Raw genomic sequence first — 18,435 nt, 5'->3', positions numbered from 1 at the left:
TCACCACCTTATTTCCGGCGCGCGCAATTGATCACAGGGCCACGCCGCTTCCAAATGCGCAGGCTGCATGGCACGCGCGCGTCACGCCGGGACCGGCGCGGTGTTGACCGCATGGCAGGCGACGCCGTCGATCAGTTCCGGGGTCTCCTTGCGGCAGAGATCGAACGCCAGCGGACAGCGCGGATTGAAGGCGCAGCCGGAGGGCGGATTGATCGGGTTGGGGATCTCGCCCTTGACCGGAATGCGCTGGCGGCCGCTCATGGCAAGATCAGGCACGGCGCCCAGCAGCATCTTGGTGTAGGGCATGCGCGGATTTGCGAACAGCTCGCGTCCGTCCGCGATCTCGACGATGCGGCCGAGATACATCACGCCGACGCGGCTCGCCATGTGGCGCACCACGGCGAGGTTGTGGCTGATGAACATGTAGGTCAGGCCGAACTTGTCCTGGAGGTCGCGCATCAGGTTCAGGATCTGCGCCTGCACGGAGACGTCGAGCGCCGAGGTCGGCTCGTCGCAGACGATGAATTCGGCGTCGGACGCGAGCGCGCGCGCGATCGCGATGCGTTGGCGTTGGCCGCCGGAGAATTCGTGCGGATATTTCAGCCGGTCGTCCGGATGCAGGCCGACGAGGCTGAGCAGCTCGCCGACGCGAGCCTGGATGTCGCGCTCGCCCTGGATCAGGTCGAAGGCACGGATCGGCTCGGAGATGATGGCATCGACCCGGAAGCGCGGGTTCAGGCTCGCATAGGGATCCTGGAAGATCATCTGGATGCGCCGGCGCAGCTTCCGCCGCGCTGGCGCCTGCCGCGGGTCGGTCATGGAGACGCCGTCGATCAGCACGTCGCCGGCGCTTGGCGGCAGCAGGCCGACGACCATGCGTGCCACCGTGGTCTTGCCGGAGCCGGACTCGCCGACCAGGGCAAACGTCTCGCCCTTCCTGATGTCGAAGGTAACGTGATCGACTGCCTTGAGATATTCGAGATGTCCGCCTTCAAGCACGCGGTTGAGCCAGGGTTTCGAGACGTCGAAGACGCGGCGCAGGTTTGTGGCCTGGACGAAGGGAGCACTCATGCCACGCTCTCCGCCGGCACGTCGTCATAGAGGTGGCAGGCCACCGATTGCGCGCCGCGCGGCAGCGGCTCCGGCCGATCGACACGGCAACGATCGAAGGCGAAGGCGCAGCGCGGATTGAACGAGCAGCCGCGCGGGATCGCCGACAGGCGCGGCATCGAGCCCGGGATCTGCACCAGGCGCTTGTCCTCGCCCGCAAGCGTCGGGATCGCGCCCATCAGGCCCTTGGCATAAGGATGCAGCGGATTCTTCACGACGTCCTGCACCGGGCCGATCTCGGCGACGCGGCCGGCATACATCACCGCGACGCGGTCGGAGGTTTCCGCGATCACGCCCATGTCGTGCGTCACCAGCATCACCGCGGTGCCGTGGTCGCGGCCGAGGCGCTTGATCAACGAGATGATCTGCGCCTGCACGGAGACGTCGAGCGCGGTGGTCGGCTCGTCCGCGATGATCAGCTCGGGCTCGGCACAGATCGCGAGCGCGATCACGACGCGCTGGCGCATGCCACCGGAAAACTCGTGGGGATAGCCGTCGATGCGCTTTTCGGGCGCGGGTATGCCGACTTCGGCGAGGAGGTCGATGGCGCGGCGGCGGGCGGCCGACTCGGACAGATTGAGGTGGGTGCGGATCGTCTCCACGATCTGGTCGCCGACCTTGTACAGCGGATTGAGCGATGTCAGCGGATCCTGGAAGATCATGCCGATGCGCTTGCCCCTGATACGGCGCATCTCCTCCGGCGGCAGATTGTCGATGCGCAGGCCCGCGAGACGAATCTCGCCGCCGGCAATGCGGCCGGGCGGATCGATCAGGCCGATCACCGCGAGGCCGGTGACGGACTTGCCGGCTCCGGACTCGCCGACGACGCCGAGCACCTCGCCTTTGGCGATGTCGAAGGAGACGCCGTCGATGGCGCGCAGCGTGCCGCGGCGGGAGGCAAACTCCACGTGAAGATCGCGCACGGAAAGGACGGGTTCGGTCATGGACGAGGCGTATTCATCGAAGCTTCGGATTGAGCGCGTCGCGCAGCCAGTCGCCGAGCAGATTGATCGACAGGATCAGCGCCGCGAGCGCGAGCCCCGGGAAGGCGACGATCCACCATTCGCCGGCGAACAGATAATTGTTGCCGATGCGGATCAGCGTGCCGAGCGAGGGCATGGTGTCGGGCAGGCCGACGCCGAGGAAGGACAGCGTCGCCTCGGTGATGATGGCGAGCGCAAGGTTGATGGTGGCGATGACCAGAATCGGGCCCATCGTGTTCGGCAGCACGTGCCGCAGCATGATCTTCGGCGCCGGCAGGCCGATCAGCTGTGCGGCGGCGACGTAGTCCTTGTTCTTCTCGACCATCACGGAGCTGCGCACCGTCCGGGCATAGCCAACCCAGAAGCTCAGGCCGATCGAGATCACCAGCACCACCAGCATGCTGGTGGCGTCCAGCCGGTTGCCGAGGATTGATTTCGCGATGCCGTTGACCAGCAGCGCGATCAGGATTGCAGGGAATGTCAGCTGCACGTCGGCGATCCGCATGATCACGCCGTCCACTGCGCCGCCGAAATAGCCGGCGATCAGGCCGAGGGCGATGCCGAGCGCGCCGGCGAAGATCACGCCGGCGACACCCACGGCGAGCGAGATGCGCATGCCATAGAGAATCGCGGAGAACACGTCGCGGCCCTGCTCGTCGGTGCCAAGCAGGAACGGGCTCTGGCCGTCCGCAGTCCACAGCGGTGAAATCCGCGAATTCATCAATTGCAGCTGTGCCGGATCGAACGGGTTCTGCACCGCGAGCACGGATGCAAAGATCGCAAGCAGGAAGAACAGGACCGTGATGGCCGCAGCCACCATGGTGAGCTTGGAGCGGCGGAACGAATAGAACAAGTCGCTGTCGAGCGTGCGGCTGAACCAGCCATGGGCGACCTGCACCGGCTGCGCGCTTTGCTTGTCGGAATTGGAAACGACTGCGTCGGACATGCAGGTTGTCCTATGCGGCGCGACCGACGGTCGAGCGCAAGCGCGGATCGACCACCGTGTAGAGAATGTCGACCACCAGATTGATGGTGACGAAGATTAGTGAAACCATCAGCAGGTAGGCGGCCATGATCGGAATGTCGACGTTTTGCACGGCCTGGACGAACAGAAGCCCCATGCCCGGCCATTGGAACACCGTTTCGGTGATGATCGAAAATGCAATAACCGAGCCAAACTGAAGCCCGGCTACGGTAATCACCGGAATCAGCGTGTTCTTCAGCGCGTGGCCGAAATGGATGGCGCGCGTGGTCAGCCCCCTGGCGCGGGCGAAGCGGATATAGTCGGTCCGCAACACTTCCAGCATCTCCGCGCGCACCAGCCGCATGATCAGGGTCATCTGGAACAGGCCGAGCGTGATCGAAGGCATGATCAGTGCCTTCAGTCCCGACACCGTGAGCAGGCCGGTCGTCCACCAGCCGAGCTTGACCACCTCGCCGCGGCCGAACGAGGGCAACCAGCCCAATGTCACGGCGAACAGGTAGATCAGGAGAATGCCGATCAGGAAGGTCGGCAGCGAGATGCCGATCAGCGAGATCGCCTGGAATAATTTGGCCAGCACGGTATCGCGCTTGAGCGCCGAATAGACGCCCATGAGGATGCCGAAGACCATGGCAAACACGGTCGCACAGATCGCAAGTTCCAGCGTCGCGGGCATGCGCTCCATCAACAGCGTCGCGACCGGCTGGCGGAACTGGTAGGAGACGCCGAACTTGAACTGCGCCGCATCGGCGAAATAGCGCACGAACTGCACCGGCACGGGGTCGTCGAGGCCGAGCGACTTGCGCACGATCGCGCGTTCGGCGGCCGAGGTGTCGATCGAGACGATCTGGTTGACGGGGTCGCCGGCGAAGCGGAACATCGAGAACGCGATGATGCCGACGGCGAACATGACGCCGATGGCCTGAACGGCGCGGCGAAGCGTGAAAGCGAGCATGCCTTCCACTGTCCTTGGGTGAGCGTACGGCCGACGTCCTTGGCGGCCGGAAAAGAAAAGGTCCCGGAAGGCGGATGCCGCCGGGACCTCGTGTTCAACCGATCCTATTCCTTCTTGGTTGCCCAGTGGAACATGACGAGATTGTCGGCGCGCTGCGGCAGGTTCACCTTCTTCGAAACGCCCCAGGCCAGCGCCTGCTGGTGCAGCGGGATGTAGGACCAGTCCTTCATGCCGATTTCGTAGGCCTGCTTGATCAACTGGTTGCGCTTGGTGGTGTCGGCTTCGACCAGCACCTTGTCGGTGATGGCGTCGAACTCCTTGTTGCAATAGCCGCCGAGATTGGCCTCGCCGCGCGAGGATTTCGCATCGTCGCGGCAGCCCATGATGTCGTAGAGCACGTTGTGGGAATCCATCGTGCTTGGAGTCCAGCCCAAAAGGTAGAACGAGGTCTGGTAGCCGCCCTGCTTCAGCACCTTGGCGAAGTACTGCGCCTTCGGTTGCGCCAGGAGATTGATCTTGACGCCGATGCGGGCGAGCATGCCGACCACGGCCTGGCAGATCGCGGCGTCGTTGACGTAGCGATCGTTCGGGCAGTCCATGGTGACCTCGAAGCCGTCGGGGTAACCGGCTTCGGTCAGGAGCTTCTTGGCGCCGTCAGGATCGAATTTCGGCCGCGTGAACTCCTTGGACAGCACGAACAGTTCCGGTGCGATCATCAGCGCCGACGGCGTCGACAGCCCGCGCATCACGCGCGTCTTGATCAGCTCGATGTCGATCGCCTTGTAGAAGGCCTCGCGGACGCGGACGTCCTTGAACGGGTTCTTGCCCTTGATGTTGGAGTAGAGCAGCTCGTCACGCATCTGGTCAAAGCCGAGGAAGATGGTGCGCAGCTCCGGTCCCTTCAGCACCTGGGCGTTCGGGCTGGAATCGACGCGGGAGATGTCCTGGATCGGAACCGGCTCGATGACGTCGACTTCGCCCGAGAGCAGGGCGGCGACGCGGGTGGCGTCGGAAGCGATCGGGGTGAAGATGATCTCCTTGAGATTGCCTTCGACCTTGCCCCAGTAATTGGGATTGGCCTTGAACACCGTCTTCACGCCGGGCTGATGGCTTTCGATGATGAAGGGACCGGTGCCGTTCTCGTTCAGTGAGGCATAGCTCGGCGTGGTCGCCGCCACCGGCGTCGGATCGACGACGTTGTTCTCCTCGGCCCATTTCTTGTTCATGATGTACCAGACATCCCACGCGTTGTGCAGGATGGGATTGGGCGAGGGCAGGACGAAGTCGACCGTGTAGTCGTCGACCTTCACTACCTTGACGTCGGGCGCAAGGCGGGTCTGCATGTTCGACCCCTTCTTGCGGACGCGATCGGCCGAGAACACCACGTCGTCGGCGGTGAATGGGTTGCCGTTGTGGAATTTCACGCCCTTGCGCAAATGGAAGCGCCAGCGGGTCGGCTCCGGGGTTTCCCAGCTTTCCGCCAGTGCCGGAATGATCTTGAGGTCCTTGTCGCGCGCGGTGAGGCCCTGATAGACGTGGCCGAGATGGGCGTGGGTGGTGCTCTCGTTCAGGGTATAGGGGTCGAGCGACTTCAGGTCACCCTGGTTGGCATAACGTAGCGTCTGGCTGGTCGCTGGCGAGACCGCCAACGCAAGCGTACCTGCGAGCGTCGCCGCAAACAGACTTTGACCGATTGACATTCTTGACCCTCTCCACACTGCCGCGCCGGTGATTTTTGATTGTTCGGCGGGGCTGACCGATCCATGTTGCCCAGAGTTCTCGACCCGTGCAAGCGTCATTCCAGCAAGGAACGCGCCAAGTTGCACCGCTGTGCAGCAATGCTGCCCGGCGTCCCCCGCGGCCGGCCGGCGAGCTTCTGCGCGGGTCGCGGGCCAGCCAATTTGATTGATTGACCATACGAGCCGATTGGGGAAGCCGATCCCAGCGGCTTCCCCTCAGGTCGCTTGCCTTGCAGACCTTCTCGCGGTGATACTCCGACGGGCCGCTCGAATCTCATCTGGAGGGGACATGAAGGTTAACATCGAAATCGACTGCACCCCCCTTGAGGCCCGCCAGTTCTTCGGTCTGCCCGATGTGGGGCCGATGCAGACGGCCGTGATGGACAAGCTGCAGCAGCAGGTTCTCAGCAACATCGAGAAGGTCTCGCCGGAATCGCTGATCCAGAGCTGGTTCACCTTCGATCCCAAGATCGCCGAGCGGTTTCAGGACATGTTCGTCGCGATGGCAGGCCTCGGCGGCACGCGCAGCGGCGACAAGAAAAAATAGTGTCGCCCGGGCCGGACGGGGCGCTGCAAGAAGGCCGGCTTCGTCCGCCGGGTCTCGGCCTGCTGCTCGCCGAGGCCCGTGGGCTATTCGAGTTGAATGCGAGCCTCTTGCTGTCGCCGCTCCTGATCCGGGCGCCGCGGGGCGATGGCCATCCGGTGCTGGCGCTGCCGGGCTTTCTCGCCAGCGACCTCTCGATGGTGCCGATACGGCGCTACCTCAGCGAGCTCGGTTATGCGGCGCATGCCTGGCGGATGGGCCGCAATCTCGGCGGGCTCGGGCGCATGCGGGATTCGCTGCGCATGCGCTTGGCCGAAATCCATGCCGCCACGGGACGCAAGGTCAGCCTGGTCGGGTGGAGTCTCGGCGGCGTCTATGCCCGCGATCTCGCGCTTTGGGCGCCGGACAAGGTCCGCTACGTCGTCACGCTCGGCAGCCCTTTTGCCAACGATGTGCGGGCGACCCACGCGACGCGGCTCTATGAGACGCTATCCGGCGAGAAGGTGGAGGACTATGCGGAAGCGCGCGAGGCGATTGCCGGCGATCTGCCGGTGCCGGCAACGTCGATCTATTCGCGCGCCGACGGCGTCGTGAACTGGCGGACCTGTGTGCTGCGCCCCTCCGACCGTGCCGAGAACATCGAGGTGCACCTGGCGAGCCATATTGGGCTTGGCGTGAACCCGGCGGTGCTGTGGGCCGTGGCGGATCGCCTGGCGCAACCGGAGGGAGACTTCCGGCCATTTGACCGGGCGGGGCCGTTTGCCATTGCATATGCCCCGCCGGACCGGGCAGTATCGGCCTGACGAGAAGCGCCGCCAAGGCGCCCGTCGAATACTCGGGAGGGAACCATGGCTGACGGTAAGAAGCTGTCGTCGCTTGACGCGTCGTTTCTCTATCTGGAAACACCGGAGATGCCGATGCATGTCGGCAGCATGGCGATCTTCCGCCTGCCTGACGACTACAAGGGCGATTTCTTCGAAGAGTTCAAGGCGATGATCGTCTCGCGCCTGCACATCGCGCCGATTCTCAAGGCGCGGCTGGAGAAGGCGCCGCTCGACATCGATCATCCCTCCTGGGTCGAGGACGACCAGTTCGACATCGACCGCCACATCTTCCGGGCAAGCCTGCCGCAGCCGCGCGACCGCGCCACGCTCGAGCGCATCGTCGGCTGGATGCATGCCAAGCTGCTCAACCGCGCCCGTCCGCTCTGGGAGTTCTACGTGTTCGAGGGCATGAAGGACAACGAGGTCGGGCTCTATTCCAAGATGCACCATGCCGCGATCGATGGCGGCGCCGGTGCGGCGCTGACCAACATGATCTACGACATCTCGCCGATCCCGCGGAAGGTCGATCCGCCGACCGCGGGCAGCAAGCCCGGGCAGGAGCCGCGCGACATCGCCGCCAACCTGCTTGACTCCTATCAGCAGCTGTTCAGCCAGCCGCTGGAGGCTTCGCAAGCGGCGAAGAACCTGCAGCTGCCCCGCACCGGCAAGAGCGATATCGGCTCGATCCTGTTCGACAACGCTATGTACCAGATCGAGAGCGCGGTGCGCTTCGCCGGCAACATCCCGACCGTGCTCAAGAGCGTCTCCGACGTGCTCGGCAAGATCGCCGATCCGAAGTCGCGCGAGAGCCTTGCCAGCATGGTGTCGCCGCCGACCATGCTCAACAAGACGATCTCCTCGGAGCGGAGCTTTGCCGGCGTATCGATCCCGCTGTCGCGGGCGAAGGCGCTGGCCAAGCAGGCCGGCGGCAAGCTCAACGACGTGGTGCTGGCGCTCGCCTCCGGCGTCGTCCGCCGCTATCTCCTGCGATACGGCACGCTGCCGGCGAAATCCCTGACCGCAGCGGTGCCGATCTCGCTGCGGGAGGAGGGCAACACCGAGGCCAACAACCAGGTGTTCGGCATGATCTGCTCGATCGCCACCAACATCGAGGATCCCAAGGCGCGGCTGGAAGCGATCATCGCGCAATCAACCAAGTCCAAGGAGATGTCGCATCCTTTGCGGGCTTTGATGCCGCAGGTCTCCAACATCTCGATGCTGGGCGCGCCGATCATGGTGCAGATTCTGGCGCTGCTCTATAGCCGCTCGAACCTCTCCGACGTGCTGCCGCCCGCGGCCAACATCACCGTGTCCAACGTGCCCGGGCCACGGCAGACGCTCTATGCCGCCGGTGCCGAGCTCTTGCACATCTTCCCGGTGTCTATCTCGACCCACGGGCAGGCACTCAACATCACCGTGCAGAGCTATCGCGACCAGCTCGATTTCGGCTTTATCGTCGGTGCCAACATCATTCCGCATGTGCAGGTGATGTGCGACATGCTGCCTGAGGAATTCGCCGCGCTGGAGGCGGCGTACACGCCGCCGGCCGCTGATATCAAGGGCGCCGCCGAGTAAGGACTTTGCAATGATTGAAATGCCGCCGCTCAAGTTCGCGACGACGAACGGAATCCGCATGGGCTATTACGAGGCGGGCCCGTCCGATGACAAACCGCCGGTCGTGCTGTGCCACGGCTGGCCGGAGCTCGCATTCTCCTGGCGTCACCAGATCAAGGCACTAAGCGAGGCCGGCATCCGCGTAGTCGCGCCCGACCAGCGTGGCTACGGCGCGACCGACCGGCCCGAGCCGGTCGAAGCCTATGACATGGAGCACCTGACCGGCGATCTCGTCGGTCTGCTCGATCATCTCGGGATCGACAAGGCGATCTTCGTCGGCCACGACTGGGGCGGCTTCGTCGTCTGGCAGATGCCGCTGCGGCATCCCACGCGCGTCGCCGGAGTCGTCGGCGTCAACACCCCGCATTGGGACCGCATGCCGATCGACCCGATCGCGCTGTTCCGCCAGCGTTACGGCGACCAGATGTACATCGTCCAGTTCCAGGATCCCGCGCGCGAGCCGGACAGGATCTTCGGCAGCCGCGTCGAGCAGACCTTCGACGCCTTCATGCGCAAGCCGCTGGCAAAGCCGGCAGCGAAACCGGACGAGCCGCCGATCGCGGGTGTCGGCGCCTCGTCGAAGACCAACCTGGCTTTCCCGCAGATGATTGCGGCGTACGACGCCAAGGTCGATCCGCGCACGCCGATCCTGTCGGCTGATGAGAAGAAGGTGTTCGTCGACACCTTCACGAAGACCGGCTTCACCGGCGGCATCAACTGGTACCGCAACTTCACCCGCAACTGGGAGCGCGCCGAGGGGCTGGACCACCACATCCACGTGCCCTCGTTGATGATCATGGCGGAGAATGATGCCGTGCTGCCGCCCTCGGCGGCCGACGGCATGGAGAAACTGATCGATGATCTCGAGAAGTATCTGGTGAAGGACAGCGGCCATTGGACGCAACAGGAGAAGCCGGAGGAGGTCAGCGCCAAGCTGATCGAGTGGCGGAGAAGGCGGTTTGGCTAGCGGTCGTCATTGGGAACGCGTCATTGCGAGGAGCCCGCGGCAAATTGCCAAGCAATTTGCGCTGGCGACGAAGCAATCCAGACTGCCTCCACGGATACATTTCTGGATTGCTTCGCTTCGCTCGCAACGACGACATTGAGGCAGGGGGACTACATTTCGATGTCATCCAAGAACCGTCTGGACCCGATTCCGCAGCCGCCGACCAAGCCAGTGGTCGGCAATATGCTGTCGCTGGACGCGGCCGCTCCCGTGCAGCACCTGACGCGGCTTGCCAAGGAGCTCGGTCCGATCTTCTGGCTTGACATGATGGGCTCGCCGATCGTCGTCGTCTCCGGCCACGATCTCGTCGACGAGCTCTCCGACGAGAAGCGGTTCGACAAGACGGTGCGCGGCGCGCTGCGGCGCGTGCGTGCGGTCGGCGGCGACGGCCTCTTCACCGCCGACACCCGTGAGCCGAACTGGAGCAAGGCGCACAACATCCTGCTGCAGCCTTTCGGCAACCGCGCCATGCAGTCCTATCACCCGAGCATGGTCGACATCGCCGAGCAGCTCGTCCAGAAATGGGAGCGGCTCAACGCCGACGACGAGATCGACGTCGTCCACGACATGACCGCGCTGACGCTGGATACGATCGGCCTGTGCGGCTTCGAGTACCGCTTCAACTCGTTCTACCGGCGCGACTACCATCCTTTCGTCGAGTCACTGGTACGATCGCTCGAAACCATCATGATGACGCGCGGCCTGCCGTTCGAGCAGCTCTGGATGCAGAAGCGGCGGAAGACGCTGGCCCAAGACGTCGCTTTCATGAACAAGATGGTCGACGAGATCATCGCCGAACGCCGCAAGAGCGCGGAAGGCATCGACGACAAGAAGGACATGCTGGCCGCGATGATGACCGGCGTCGACCGTTCCACCGGCGAGCAGCTCGACGACGTCAATATCCGCTACCAGATCAACACCTTCCTGATCGCAGGGCACGAGACCACCAGCGGCCTGTTGTCCTACACGCTCTATGCGCTGCTCAAGCACCCGGAGATTCTCAAGAAGGCCTATGACGAGGTCGACCGCGTCTTCGGCCCCGACGTCAACGCCAAGCCGACCTATCAGCAGGTGACGCAGCTCACCTACATCACGCAGATCCTGAAGGAGTCGCTGCGGCTGTGGCCGCCGGCGCCGGCCTACGGCATCTCGCCGCTGAACGACGAGACCATCGGCGGCGGGCAGTACAAGTTCAGGAAGGGAACGTTCGTCACCATCCTGGTGACGGCGCTGCATCGTGATCCCAGCGTGTGGGGTCCCAACCCCGACGCCTTCGACCCCGAGAATTTCAGCCGCGAGGCGGAGGCAAGACGGCCGATCAATGCTTGGAAGCCGTTCGGCAACGGCCAGCGCGCCTGCATCGGCCGCGGCTTCGCCATGCATGAAGCAGCGCTCGCACTCGGCATGATCCTGCAGCGCTTCAAGCTGATCGACCACCAGCGCTACCAGATGCACCTGAAGGAGACGCTGACCATCAAGCCGGAAGGCTTCAAGATCAAGGTGCGGCCGCGCGCCGATCGCGAGCGCGGCGCTTATGGCGGGCCCGTTGCGGCTGCGTCCTCGGCACCGAAGGCGCAGCGTCAGCCCACCACGCGGCCCGGCCACAACACGCCGATGCTGGTGCTCTACGGCTCCAATCTCGGCACCGCCGAGGAGCTCGCAACGCGCATGGCCGATCTTGCCGAGATCAACGGTTTTGCCGTGCATCTCGGCCCGCTCGACGACTATGTCGGCAAGCTGCCGCAGGAGGGCGGCGTGCTGATCATCTGCGCCTCCTATAACGGCGCGCCGCCGGACAATGCGACGCAGTTCGTCAAATGGCTCGGCGAGGATCTGCCGAAGGATGCCTTCGCCGGTGTGCGCTACGCCGTGTTCGGCTGCGGCAACAGCGACTGGGCCGCGACCTATCAATCGGTGCCGCGCTTCATCGACGAGCAATTGTCGAAGCATGGTGCGCGCGCGGTCTATCCGCGCGGCGAGGGCGATGCGCGCAGCGATCTCGACGGCCAGTTCCAGAAATGGTTCCCCGCCGCCGCGCAAGTCGCGACCAAGGAGTTCGGCATCGACTGGAATTTCACCCGCACCGCCGAGGAGGATCCGCTCTATGCAATCGAGCCGGTCGCGGTGACCGCCGTCAACACCATCGTCGCCCAGGGCGGCGCAGTGGCGATGAAGGTGCTGGTCAATGACGAGCTCCAGAACAAGTCCGGCGCGAATGCTTCCGAGCGCTCGACGCGCCACATCGAGGTGCAGCTACCGGCCAACCTCAGCTACCGCGTCGGCGATCACCTCAGCGTCGTTCCGCGCAACGATCCTACGCTGGTTGATTCGGTTGCCCGCCGCTTCGGCTTTTTGCCGGCCGATCAGATCAGGCTTCAGGTGGCCGAAGGCCGGCGCGCGCAATTGCCGGTCGGCGCGGCCGTGTCGGTTGGCCGCCTGCTCAGCGAGTTCGTCGAGCTGCAGCAGGTCGCGACCCGCAAGCAGATCCAGATCATGGCCGAGCACACCCGCTGTCCCGTCACCAAGCCGAAGCTATTGGCCTTCGTCGGCGAGGAGGCGGAGCCGCTCGAGCGCTATCGCAGTGAGATCCTCGCCAAGCGCAAATCGGTGTTCGACCTGCTGCTCGAATATCCGGCTTGCGAACTGCCGTTCCACGTCTATCTCGAAATGCTCTCGCTGCTGGCGCCGCGCTATTACTCGATTTCGTCTTCGCCGTCGGTCGACCCGGCGCGTTGCAGCGTCACGGTCGGCGTGGTCGAAGGTCCGGCTGCCTCGGGCCGCGGCACCTACAAGGGCATCTGCTCGAACTATCTCGCCAATCGGCGGGAGGGCGATACGATCTATGCCACCGTGCGCGAGACCAAGGCGGGCTTCTGCCTGCCGGACGATCCTTCCGTGCCTGTTATCATGATCGGTCCGGGCACGGGACTTGCGCCGTTCCGCGGCTTCCTCCAGGAGCGCGCCGCGCGCAAGGCGAAAGGGGCCGCGCTCGGCCCGGCCATGTTGTTCTTCGGCTGCCGCCATCCCGACCAGGATTTTCTTTACGCGGAGGAGCTGAAGGCGCTGGCGGCGAGCGGCATCACCGAGCTGTTCACGGCATTCTCGCGCGCGGACGGGCCGAAGACCTATGTGCAGCAGGTGATCGCGGCGCAGAAGGACAAGGTCTGGCCGCTGATCGAGCGGGGCGCGATCATCTATGTGTGCGGCGATGGCGGCAAGATGGAGCCCGACGTGAAGGCGGCGCTCGTCGCGATCCACCGCGACAAGAGCGGCAGTGATGCCGCGGCAGGCGCGCGCTGGATCGAGGAGATGGGCGCGAACAACCGCTATGTGCTGGACGTCTGGGCGGGAGCGTAGCCGCAGATCGTACGGTGGGTTAGCCCCGCGGATTGCGCGAAGCGCAAACCGCTAGGCGTAACCCACCAATTCTGTCCGAGCGGTGGGTTTCGCCTTCGGCTAACCCACCCTACAATCCTGTTCGTGCTAAAGCATTCCCATGATTCCCTGGGAAAAGATCGACACCGCCAAGATCCCCGGTTCCGACGAGGAGCTCCGCCTGATGCGGCGGGGCAAGGAGTTCTCCATCAAGCTCGGCACCAACGAGCTGATGAACAGCCGCCTGTCGGGGTCGGAAGCGGCGCTGGCAACCCTTGCCGCGAAGCAGATCGAGAAAGTCGCAAAGCCCGTCGTTCTCATCGGCGGTCTCGGCATGGGTTTTACGCTACGCGCGGCGCTGGCCGTGCTCGGAGCCCAGGCGAAGATCGTGGTCTCCGAGTTGGTCCCGTCGGTTGTCGCCTGGGCGCGAGGCCCGATGGCCGAGGTCTTCGGCGACAGCCTCGATGATGCCAGGGTGAGCATTCGCGAGATCGATGTCGGTGAAATCATCCGGGCGAAGCGTTCGGCCTTCGATGCCATCCTGCTCGACGTGGACAACGGGCCCGAAGGGCTGACCCGGAAGGGCAATGACGCGCTCTACGATGCGAGCGGGCTGCAGGTTGCGAAGACGGCGCTGCGGGCGGGAGGCGTGCTGGCCGTCTGGTCGTCGGGACCCAATCCGCCGTTCACAGGGCGCCTCAAGCGCGCCGGCTTCGACGTCAACGAAGTCAACGTTCGCGCCACCGGCAGAGGCGGCGGCGCGCGCCACGTGATCTGGATCGCGCGGAAAGGCTAGGCGCGCCTCGAGGCTAGAACATCGTGTTGCCGTTCGCCGGGTTTTCAGGAATCTCCTGAATGACGTCCCAATGCTCGACGATCTTGCCGTTCTCCAGCTTGAAGATGTCGACGATCGCGCGGCCCCTGGTGCCGGGCTCGCGAACGGAGTGGACGTGCAGGATGACGAAGTCGCCCTCCGCGAAGCTGCGCTTGATCTCGCTGCGCGAGTTCGGAAACTTCTCGCGCAGGAAGCCGATGAACTTCCGGAAGCCCTCCGGCCCGTCGGGAGCGGTTGGATTGTGCTGGACGTAACGGTTGCCGACATAGGCGAGGGCGGCGTCGGCGTCCTTCTGATTGAGGCCCTTCTCATAGAAGGCCAGCACAGTTTGGCGGTTGGCTTCTTCCTGCGCGCTGGCCGCCATCGCGGCGCCGCCGGCGAGAGACAACATGAGAATGGAAGCGGCCATTGCCGCCGATCGAATGATGAAGTGCATGTGAGCTCCGAGAGGCCGCAGCCTCTGTCTGGCGTCTGAGACGGTCTGTATAGCCTTCATCGGAACCCGCGTTAAGACAGGCACCGGCTGCTCACATGGTCACTTGGAGGAGACCGGCCGGCCTAGGCCGCCTGCGCCGCCGCGCCATGCGCGTGCTTGTCGATCGCGTCGATGATTTCCGGCCAGAAGCGCATGGGCAGCGCGTGGCCCATGCCCTCGATCATCAGCAGCTTTGCGTTCGGGATCGACGCGGCCGTGTCCTTGCCGCCTTCGGGGCGGACCAACGGATCGACGGTGCCGTGAATCACGAGCGTCGGAACCTTCACGGTGTGCAGCCGCTCCTTGCGGCTGCCCGAGGCAAGCACGGCGCGGAGCTGGCGGCCGACGCCGGCCGGATTGAGCCCGCGTGCAAACACGCGCTCGGCGCGCCCAAGGTCGAGCGCTTCCTCTTCCGGGAAATGCCCGGCGCGCAGCACCTTCCAGGTCTGGCCGTAGCGGACGATGAACTCCTCCTTGCTGCGCGGCGGCGGCGCCATCAGCACCGCGGCGGCCTCGCGGGTCGGCGGCGGTACGCGCGGATTGCCCGTCGTCGACATGATCGAGGTCAGCGAGCGCACGCTGTGCGGAAACGACAGCGTCACCTCCTGCGCGATCATGCCGCCCATGGACGCCCCGACGAGATGCGCCGACTTGATGCCGAGCGCATCCATCAGCCCGACCGTGTCCTTGGCCATGTCGATCAGCTTGTAGGTGGCGGCTACGGGGATCCGCAAGAAGCGCAGCTTCAGCAGCTCGAACGGCGTCAGCCGCTTGCCGCCGGTGAGATGGCTCGACTTGCCGATGTCTCGGTTGTCAAAGCGGATCACGCGGAAGCCGCGTGCGGCGAGCTGCTCGCAGAACGCATCGTCCCAATGGATCATCTGCGCGCCGAGGCCCATGATCAGCAGTAGCGGCTCGGCATTTTCGTTGCCGAAGATCTCGTAGCAGATGTCGATGCCGTTGGCGCGGACGGTCTGGGGCGGTTGATGGGCGGTCACGGGTTCCTCCTGCTGACCGATGCTGTATCGCACGGTTTCATTCCACGAAGAAGCCGCGTCTCCGACGTTGCGTCAGTTGCTTGCCGGTTGACCGGCACCACGCAACGGTGTGGTATGGCGGGACAAGAAGGGTGCAAAGCCCTCCGCATTGGGAGGACGCTGATGACCGACAAGATCACTGATCCGGTCGCCTTGTGGCAGAAGATGGTTGGCGAAATGGAGAAGGGTTTCAACTCCTTCGCGACTAAGGCGATGGAGACGCCCGAATTCTCGCAGGCCATGAACCGCGCCGGCGGCGTTGCTGCAGGTGCTCAGAAGCAATTCGGCGATCTCATGGAGAGGTACCTGATCTCGATGAACCTGCCGAGCCGCGAGCAGATGACCGGCATCGCGGAACGGCTCCAGTCGATCGAAGGCCAGCTCGGCGAGATCAAGTCGATGCTGAGCCAGATGTCGGCCACGTCGGGCGCGCCGCAACCCGGCGCCGCGCCGCGGCCACCGCGAACCAAGCGTCCGCCGTCCGAAGGCGGAGACCAAAAATGAACGCGCCGGCGGGACTTGATCTTGCCTCGATCCCGGAGCGCATCCAGTCCGAGGTGCAGCGCGCGATTCAGCGCAGCATCAAGGGCGTCGAATATTTCTCGACCTCGGGCCCCTCGCTCGGCTCGACGCCAAAGGACGTGCTGCACTCGCGCGGCACCATGAGCCTCTATCACTACCGGCCGATGTCGGACGAGATCTACCGCGTGCCGGTGCTGATCGTAATGGCAACCACCAATCGCGGCTACATCCTCGACCTCGTGCCCGGCCAGAGCTTCATCGAGTTCCTGCTGAAACGCGGCTACGACGTCTACATGCTGGACTGGAGCGCGCCGAGGCCGGAGGAGAAGAGCTTGCGCATGGAGGACTATGTCCTCGACTTCATTCCGGACTGCGTCCGCCGCGTGCAAGCCGATTCCGGCGAGCAGGACGTTTCGGTCATCGGCTATTGCTTTGGCGGCGTGCTGTCGCTGCTCTACGGCTCGATCCACAAGGACGGGCCGATGAAGAACCTGATCTGCTTCACCACGCCGATCGACTTCCGGGAGATGAAGCTGTTCTCGAACTTCTCCGATCGCCGCTATTTCGACGTCGACCACCTCGTCGACAGCGTCGGCAACGTGCCGCCGGAGATGATCCTGTCCTCGTTCGAGATGCTGCGGCCGGCCTCGCGTACGGTGAGCCAGATCCAGCTCTGGGAGAACATCTGGAACGACGAGTTCGTGAAGTCGTACCGCATGTTCGATCGCTGGGCGACCGACACGCTGCCGCTCGCCGGCGAATATTTCCGCACCATCACCAAGGACCTGATGTGGGACAACAAGCTGTTCGACGGCACCATGTCGGTCGGCGGCCGTGCGGCCAAGCTCGAGAACATCACGGTGCCGATCCTGCATGCCGTCGCCGAGCACGATCATATCGTGCCCTATGAGGCGGCCAAGCACCTGATCGCCAAGGTCGGCTCGACCGACAAGGAAGAGGTGATCCTGAAGGGCGGTCACGTTTCGCTCGTTGCCGGCGCCAACGCGGTGAAGCGGCTGTGGCCGAAACTGGATTCCTGGCTGGGAAAGAGATCGATATGAGCGAGCAGCGTTCCTATCCGCGCCATGTCAAGACCGACGCCGGCACTATCGAGATCCGCCTGATGTCGCCCGCGGACGAGGCCGCGGTGCTGGCTTTTGGCAAGGGCCTGCCGACCCATGACCTGTTGTTCCTGCCACGCAACATCAGCGAGCCGAAGGTGCTGTCGGCCTGGGTCAAGGAAATCGAGCGCGGAGCTATTCAGAGCCTGCTCGCGGTGAGAGAGGGCAGGGTCGTTGGTTGCGGCACGCTGGTGCGCGATCCCCATTCCTGGTCGCCTCATGTCGGTGAGATCCGGATGGTGGTTTCGCCTGAGGTCCGCGGCAAGGGCGTGGGCAAGGCGCTGTCGCAGGAGACTTTTGCGCTGGCGCTCGGAGCGGGCCTGGAAAAGCTCTCGGTCCAGATGACGGTGGATCAGCAGGCGGCGATCGCCCTGTTCGAGAGCCTCGGCTTCAAGGCCGAGGCCCTGCTGCGGGACCATGTCCGGGACGTCGACGGCAAGACCCACGACATCGTCGTGCTCGGCCACAACATCGCGCAGGTCCAGGCTCAGATGGAGGCCTACGGCCTGCCTGGCGCCGTGCAGCACTAAACAGGGGGCGTCCGACATTGGGTCCGGATCGGACCCATTCACGTGCCCCCATGGCTACGGAAGCATCAGGATGCCTCTCGCGAGGGCTGTTCACTATTTCGTGATATCGCACTGCAATATCAATATTGCAATGCACAATTAACCGTGCCATATAGGTCGTGCCCCGGGCCAATGCGGACGGGGTGAGCCCATAGCTCAAACCATTGAGGATGGAGAGAACCCCATGACCACTGAAACCAACACCGCTTTCGAGGGCTTCAAGGACGCTTTCAAGAACATCCAGAACCTGGAAGTTCCCGAGGCCGCCCGCGAATTCGTCAAGAAGACTGCCAACACTGCCAAGGACCGTGCTGCCGAGGTGTTCGCTGGCTCCGAGCGCGTGACCGCCGCCGTCGAGAACGCGGTGACCGAGTCCATCACCGAGGCCGGCAAGATCAGCCGCAACATCCAGCAGGCGATCTACGAGGACGCCGAGGCGTTCTTCTCGGGCATCGACAAGCTCGCGTCCGCCAAGTCGGTCAGCGAAGCCGTCGAGATCCAGTCGAGCCTGCTCCGCTCCCGCGGCGAAGTGTTCGTCTCGCGCGCCAAGGCGACCGCCGACTATCTCGGCAAGCTCGCCGCCAACGGTGCGAAGTCCGCTCAGGACAATTTCGCCAAGGTCTACAGCAAGACCGCCTGATCTGGCGCCTGAGCACAAACTGAATTTAAGGCCCGCTTCGGCGGGCCTTTGTTTTTGCGCCGCCGTCATTGCGAGGAGCTCGCGACAAAATTGCGTAGCAATTT

17 protein-coding genes are annotated in these 18,435 nt (G+C 64.2%); 10 read left to right on the top strand and 7 right to left on the bottom strand.

Translation table 11 applies throughout. The features are described from left to right. Positions 1 to 81 precede the first annotated feature (81 nt). From I6F21_RS07060 to I6F21_RS07040, 5 genes are all read right to left on the bottom strand, one after another. Positions 82 to 1,071, bottom strand: a complete 990-nt coding sequence (locus I6F21_RS07060) for an oligopeptide/dipeptide ABC transporter ATP-binding protein (protein ID WP_036025780.1) — start codon at positions 1,069 to 1,071, stop codon at positions 82 to 84. Continuing rightward, on the bottom strand, positions 1,068 to 2,054 hold the full coding sequence (locus I6F21_RS07055) for an ABC transporter ATP-binding protein (RefSeq protein ID WP_225129402.1): 987 nt from the start codon (positions 2,052 to 2,054) through the stop codon (positions 1,068 to 1,070). Before I6F21_RS07055 ends, I6F21_RS07060 begins: the two co-directional genes overlap by 4 nt. Before the next feature lie 13 nt (positions 2,055 to 2,067). Further along, positions 2,068 to 3,039, bottom strand: coding sequence for an ABC transporter permease (locus I6F21_RS07050; protein ID WP_225139584.1), 972 nt, complete (start codon positions 3,037 to 3,039; stop codon positions 2,068 to 2,070). A gap of 10 nt (positions 3,040 to 3,049) precedes the next feature. Further along, complete coding sequence (locus tag I6F21_RS07045) at positions 3,050 to 4,030, bottom strand: ABC transporter permease (protein WP_036004888.1); 981 nt, start codon at positions 4,028 to 4,030, stop codon at positions 3,050 to 3,052. A gap of 104 nt (positions 4,031 to 4,134) precedes the next feature. Next, positions 4,135 to 5,730: an ABC transporter substrate-binding protein gene (locus I6F21_RS07040; protein WP_225139583.1), complete on the bottom strand. Its 1,596-nt coding sequence runs from the start codon at positions 5,728 to 5,730 to the stop codon at positions 4,135 to 4,137. A 328-nt stretch (positions 5,731 to 6,058) separates the two neighbouring features. Between I6F21_RS07040 and I6F21_RS07035 the strand changes: the two genes are divergently transcribed. The 6 genes from I6F21_RS07035 to I6F21_RS07010 all read left to right on the top strand — a co-directional run bounded on the left by I6F21_RS07035 (position 6,059) and on the right by I6F21_RS07010 (position 13,928). Next, positions 6,059 to 6,316, top strand: coding sequence for a DUF6489 family protein (locus tag I6F21_RS07035; RefSeq protein WP_036004778.1), 258 nt, complete (start codon positions 6,059 to 6,061; stop codon positions 6,314 to 6,316). Beyond that, positions 6,316 to 7,116, top strand: a complete 801-nt coding sequence (locus I6F21_RS07030) for an alpha/beta hydrolase (RefSeq protein WP_225139582.1) — start codon at positions 6,316 to 6,318, stop codon at positions 7,114 to 7,116. Before I6F21_RS07035 ends, I6F21_RS07030 begins: the two co-directional genes overlap by 1 nt. Positions 7,117 to 7,161: 45 nt before the next feature. Then, positions 7,162 to 8,712, top strand: coding sequence for a wax ester/triacylglycerol synthase family O-acyltransferase (locus I6F21_RS07025; protein WP_036025769.1), 1,551 nt, complete (start codon positions 7,162 to 7,164; stop codon positions 8,710 to 8,712). Positions 8,713 to 8,722: 10 nt separating this feature from the next. Continuing rightward, complete coding sequence (locus I6F21_RS07020; RefSeq protein WP_225139581.1) at positions 8,723 to 9,718, top strand: alpha/beta hydrolase; 996 nt, start codon at positions 8,723 to 8,725, stop codon at positions 9,716 to 9,718. A gap of 159 nt (positions 9,719 to 9,877) precedes the next feature. Next, positions 9,878 to 13,114, top strand: a complete 3,237-nt coding sequence (locus I6F21_RS07015; protein WP_225139580.1) for a cytochrome P450 — start codon at positions 9,878 to 9,880, stop codon at positions 13,112 to 13,114. 139 nt (positions 13,115 to 13,253) lie between these two features. Continuing rightward, positions 13,254 to 13,928 (top strand): spermidine synthase, encoded by a 675-nt coding sequence (locus tag I6F21_RS07010; protein ID WP_109144507.1) that lies wholly within the window; start codon positions 13,254 to 13,256, stop codon positions 13,926 to 13,928. Positions 13,929 to 13,941: 13 nt separating this feature from the next. Here the strand turns inward: I6F21_RS07010 and I6F21_RS07005 are convergent, their stop codons facing one another. Next, positions 13,942 to 14,403, bottom strand: coding sequence for an ester cyclase (locus tag I6F21_RS07005; RefSeq protein ID WP_225127369.1), 462 nt, complete (start codon positions 14,401 to 14,403; stop codon positions 13,942 to 13,944). A gap of 122 nt (positions 14,404 to 14,525) precedes the next feature. Then, positions 14,526 to 15,440, bottom strand: a complete 915-nt coding sequence (locus I6F21_RS07000) for an alpha/beta hydrolase (RefSeq protein ID WP_225139579.1) — start codon at positions 15,438 to 15,440, stop codon at positions 14,526 to 14,528. A gap of 162 nt (positions 15,441 to 15,602) precedes the next feature. Here I6F21_RS07000 and I6F21_RS06995 point away from each other — a divergent pair, with 162 nt between their 5' ends. The 4 genes from I6F21_RS06995 to I6F21_RS06980 all read left to right on the top strand — a co-directional run bounded on the left by I6F21_RS06995 (position 15,603) and on the right by I6F21_RS06980 (position 18,331). After that, positions 15,603 to 15,983, top strand: coding sequence for a hypothetical protein (locus tag I6F21_RS06995; protein WP_036004795.1), 381 nt, complete (start codon positions 15,603 to 15,605; stop codon positions 15,981 to 15,983). Continuing rightward, entirely contained in the window at positions 15,980 to 17,062 is a 1,083-nt protein-coding gene (locus tag I6F21_RS06990) for an alpha/beta fold hydrolase (protein WP_225139578.1), read from the top strand. The genes I6F21_RS06995 and I6F21_RS06990 overlap by 4 nt, the downstream gene beginning before the upstream one ends. Then, the gene (locus tag I6F21_RS06985) at positions 17,059 to 17,652 is read left to right on the top strand and encodes a GNAT family N-acetyltransferase (RefSeq protein WP_225127366.1); all 594 of its coding nucleotides are present in this window, start codon (positions 17,059 to 17,061) and stop codon (positions 17,650 to 17,652) included. Before I6F21_RS06990 ends, I6F21_RS06985 begins: the two co-directional genes overlap by 4 nt. Positions 17,653 to 17,875: 223 nt before the next feature. After that, on the top strand, positions 17,876 to 18,331 hold the full coding sequence (locus I6F21_RS06980) for a phasin (protein WP_036004804.1): 456 nt from the start codon (positions 17,876 to 17,878) through the stop codon (positions 18,329 to 18,331). Positions 18,332 to 18,435: the final 104 nt, after the last annotated feature.

This window comes from Bradyrhizobium sp. NBAIM03, assembly GCF_020194055.1.
Taxonomy (GTDB): domain Bacteria; phylum Pseudomonadota; class Alphaproteobacteria; order Rhizobiales; family Xanthobacteraceae; genus Bradyrhizobium; species Bradyrhizobium yuanmingense.
Note: the sequence above shows the minus strand (reverse complement) of the source record. Positions and strands in the feature narration are given on the sequence as shown.

What these genes read in the sequence shown, in the direction of transcription:
- I6F21_RS07010 (WP_109144507.1), top strand. Translation starts at nt 13,254, where the DNA reads ATGATTCCCTGGGAAAAGATCGACACCGCCAAGATCCCCGGTTCCGAC.
- I6F21_RS07040 (WP_225139583.1), bottom strand. Translation starts at nt 5,730, where the DNA reads ATGTCAATCGGTCAAAGTCTGTTTGCGGCGACGCTCGCAGGTACGCTT.
- I6F21_RS07035 (WP_036004778.1), top strand. Translation starts at nt 6,059, where the DNA reads ATGAAGGTTAACATCGAAATCGACTGCACCCCCCTTGAGGCCCGCCAG.
- I6F21_RS06980 (WP_036004804.1), top strand. Translation starts at nt 17,876, where the DNA reads ATGACCACTGAAACCAACACCGCTTTCGAGGGCTTCAAGGACGCTTTC.
- I6F21_RS06990 (WP_225139578.1), top strand. Translation starts at nt 15,980, where the DNA reads ATGAACGCGCCGGCGGGACTTGATCTTGCCTCGATCCCGGAGCGCATC.
- I6F21_RS07045 (WP_036004888.1), bottom strand. Translation starts at nt 4,030, where the DNA reads ATGCTCGCTTTCACGCTTCGCCGCGCCGTTCAGGCCATCGGCGTCATG.
- I6F21_RS06995 (WP_036004795.1), top strand. Translation starts at nt 15,603, where the DNA reads ATGACCGACAAGATCACTGATCCGGTCGCCTTGTGGCAGAAGATGGTT.
- I6F21_RS06985 (WP_225127366.1), top strand. Translation starts at nt 17,059, where the DNA reads ATGAGCGAGCAGCGTTCCTATCCGCGCCATGTCAAGACCGACGCCGGC.
- I6F21_RS07050 (WP_225139584.1), bottom strand. Translation starts at nt 3,039, where the DNA reads ATGTCCGACGCAGTCGTTTCCAATTCCGACAAGCAAAGCGCGCAGCCG.
- I6F21_RS07005 (WP_225127369.1), bottom strand. Translation starts at nt 14,403, where the DNA reads ATGCACTTCATCATTCGATCGGCGGCAATGGCCGCTTCCATTCTCATG.
- I6F21_RS07020 (WP_225139581.1), top strand. Translation starts at nt 8,723, where the DNA reads ATGATTGAAATGCCGCCGCTCAAGTTCGCGACGACGAACGGAATCCGC.
- I6F21_RS07060 (WP_036025780.1), bottom strand. Translation starts at nt 1,071, where the DNA reads ATGAGTGCTCCCTTCGTCCAGGCCACAAACCTGCGCCGCGTCTTCGAC.
- I6F21_RS07015 (WP_225139580.1), top strand. Translation starts at nt 9,878, where the DNA reads ATGTCATCCAAGAACCGTCTGGACCCGATTCCGCAGCCGCCGACCAAG.
- I6F21_RS07055 (WP_225129402.1), bottom strand. Translation starts at nt 2,054, where the DNA reads ATGACCGAACCCGTCCTTTCCGTGCGCGATCTTCACGTGGAGTTTGCC.
- I6F21_RS07025 (WP_036025769.1), top strand. Translation starts at nt 7,162, where the DNA reads ATGGCTGACGGTAAGAAGCTGTCGTCGCTTGACGCGTCGTTTCTCTAT.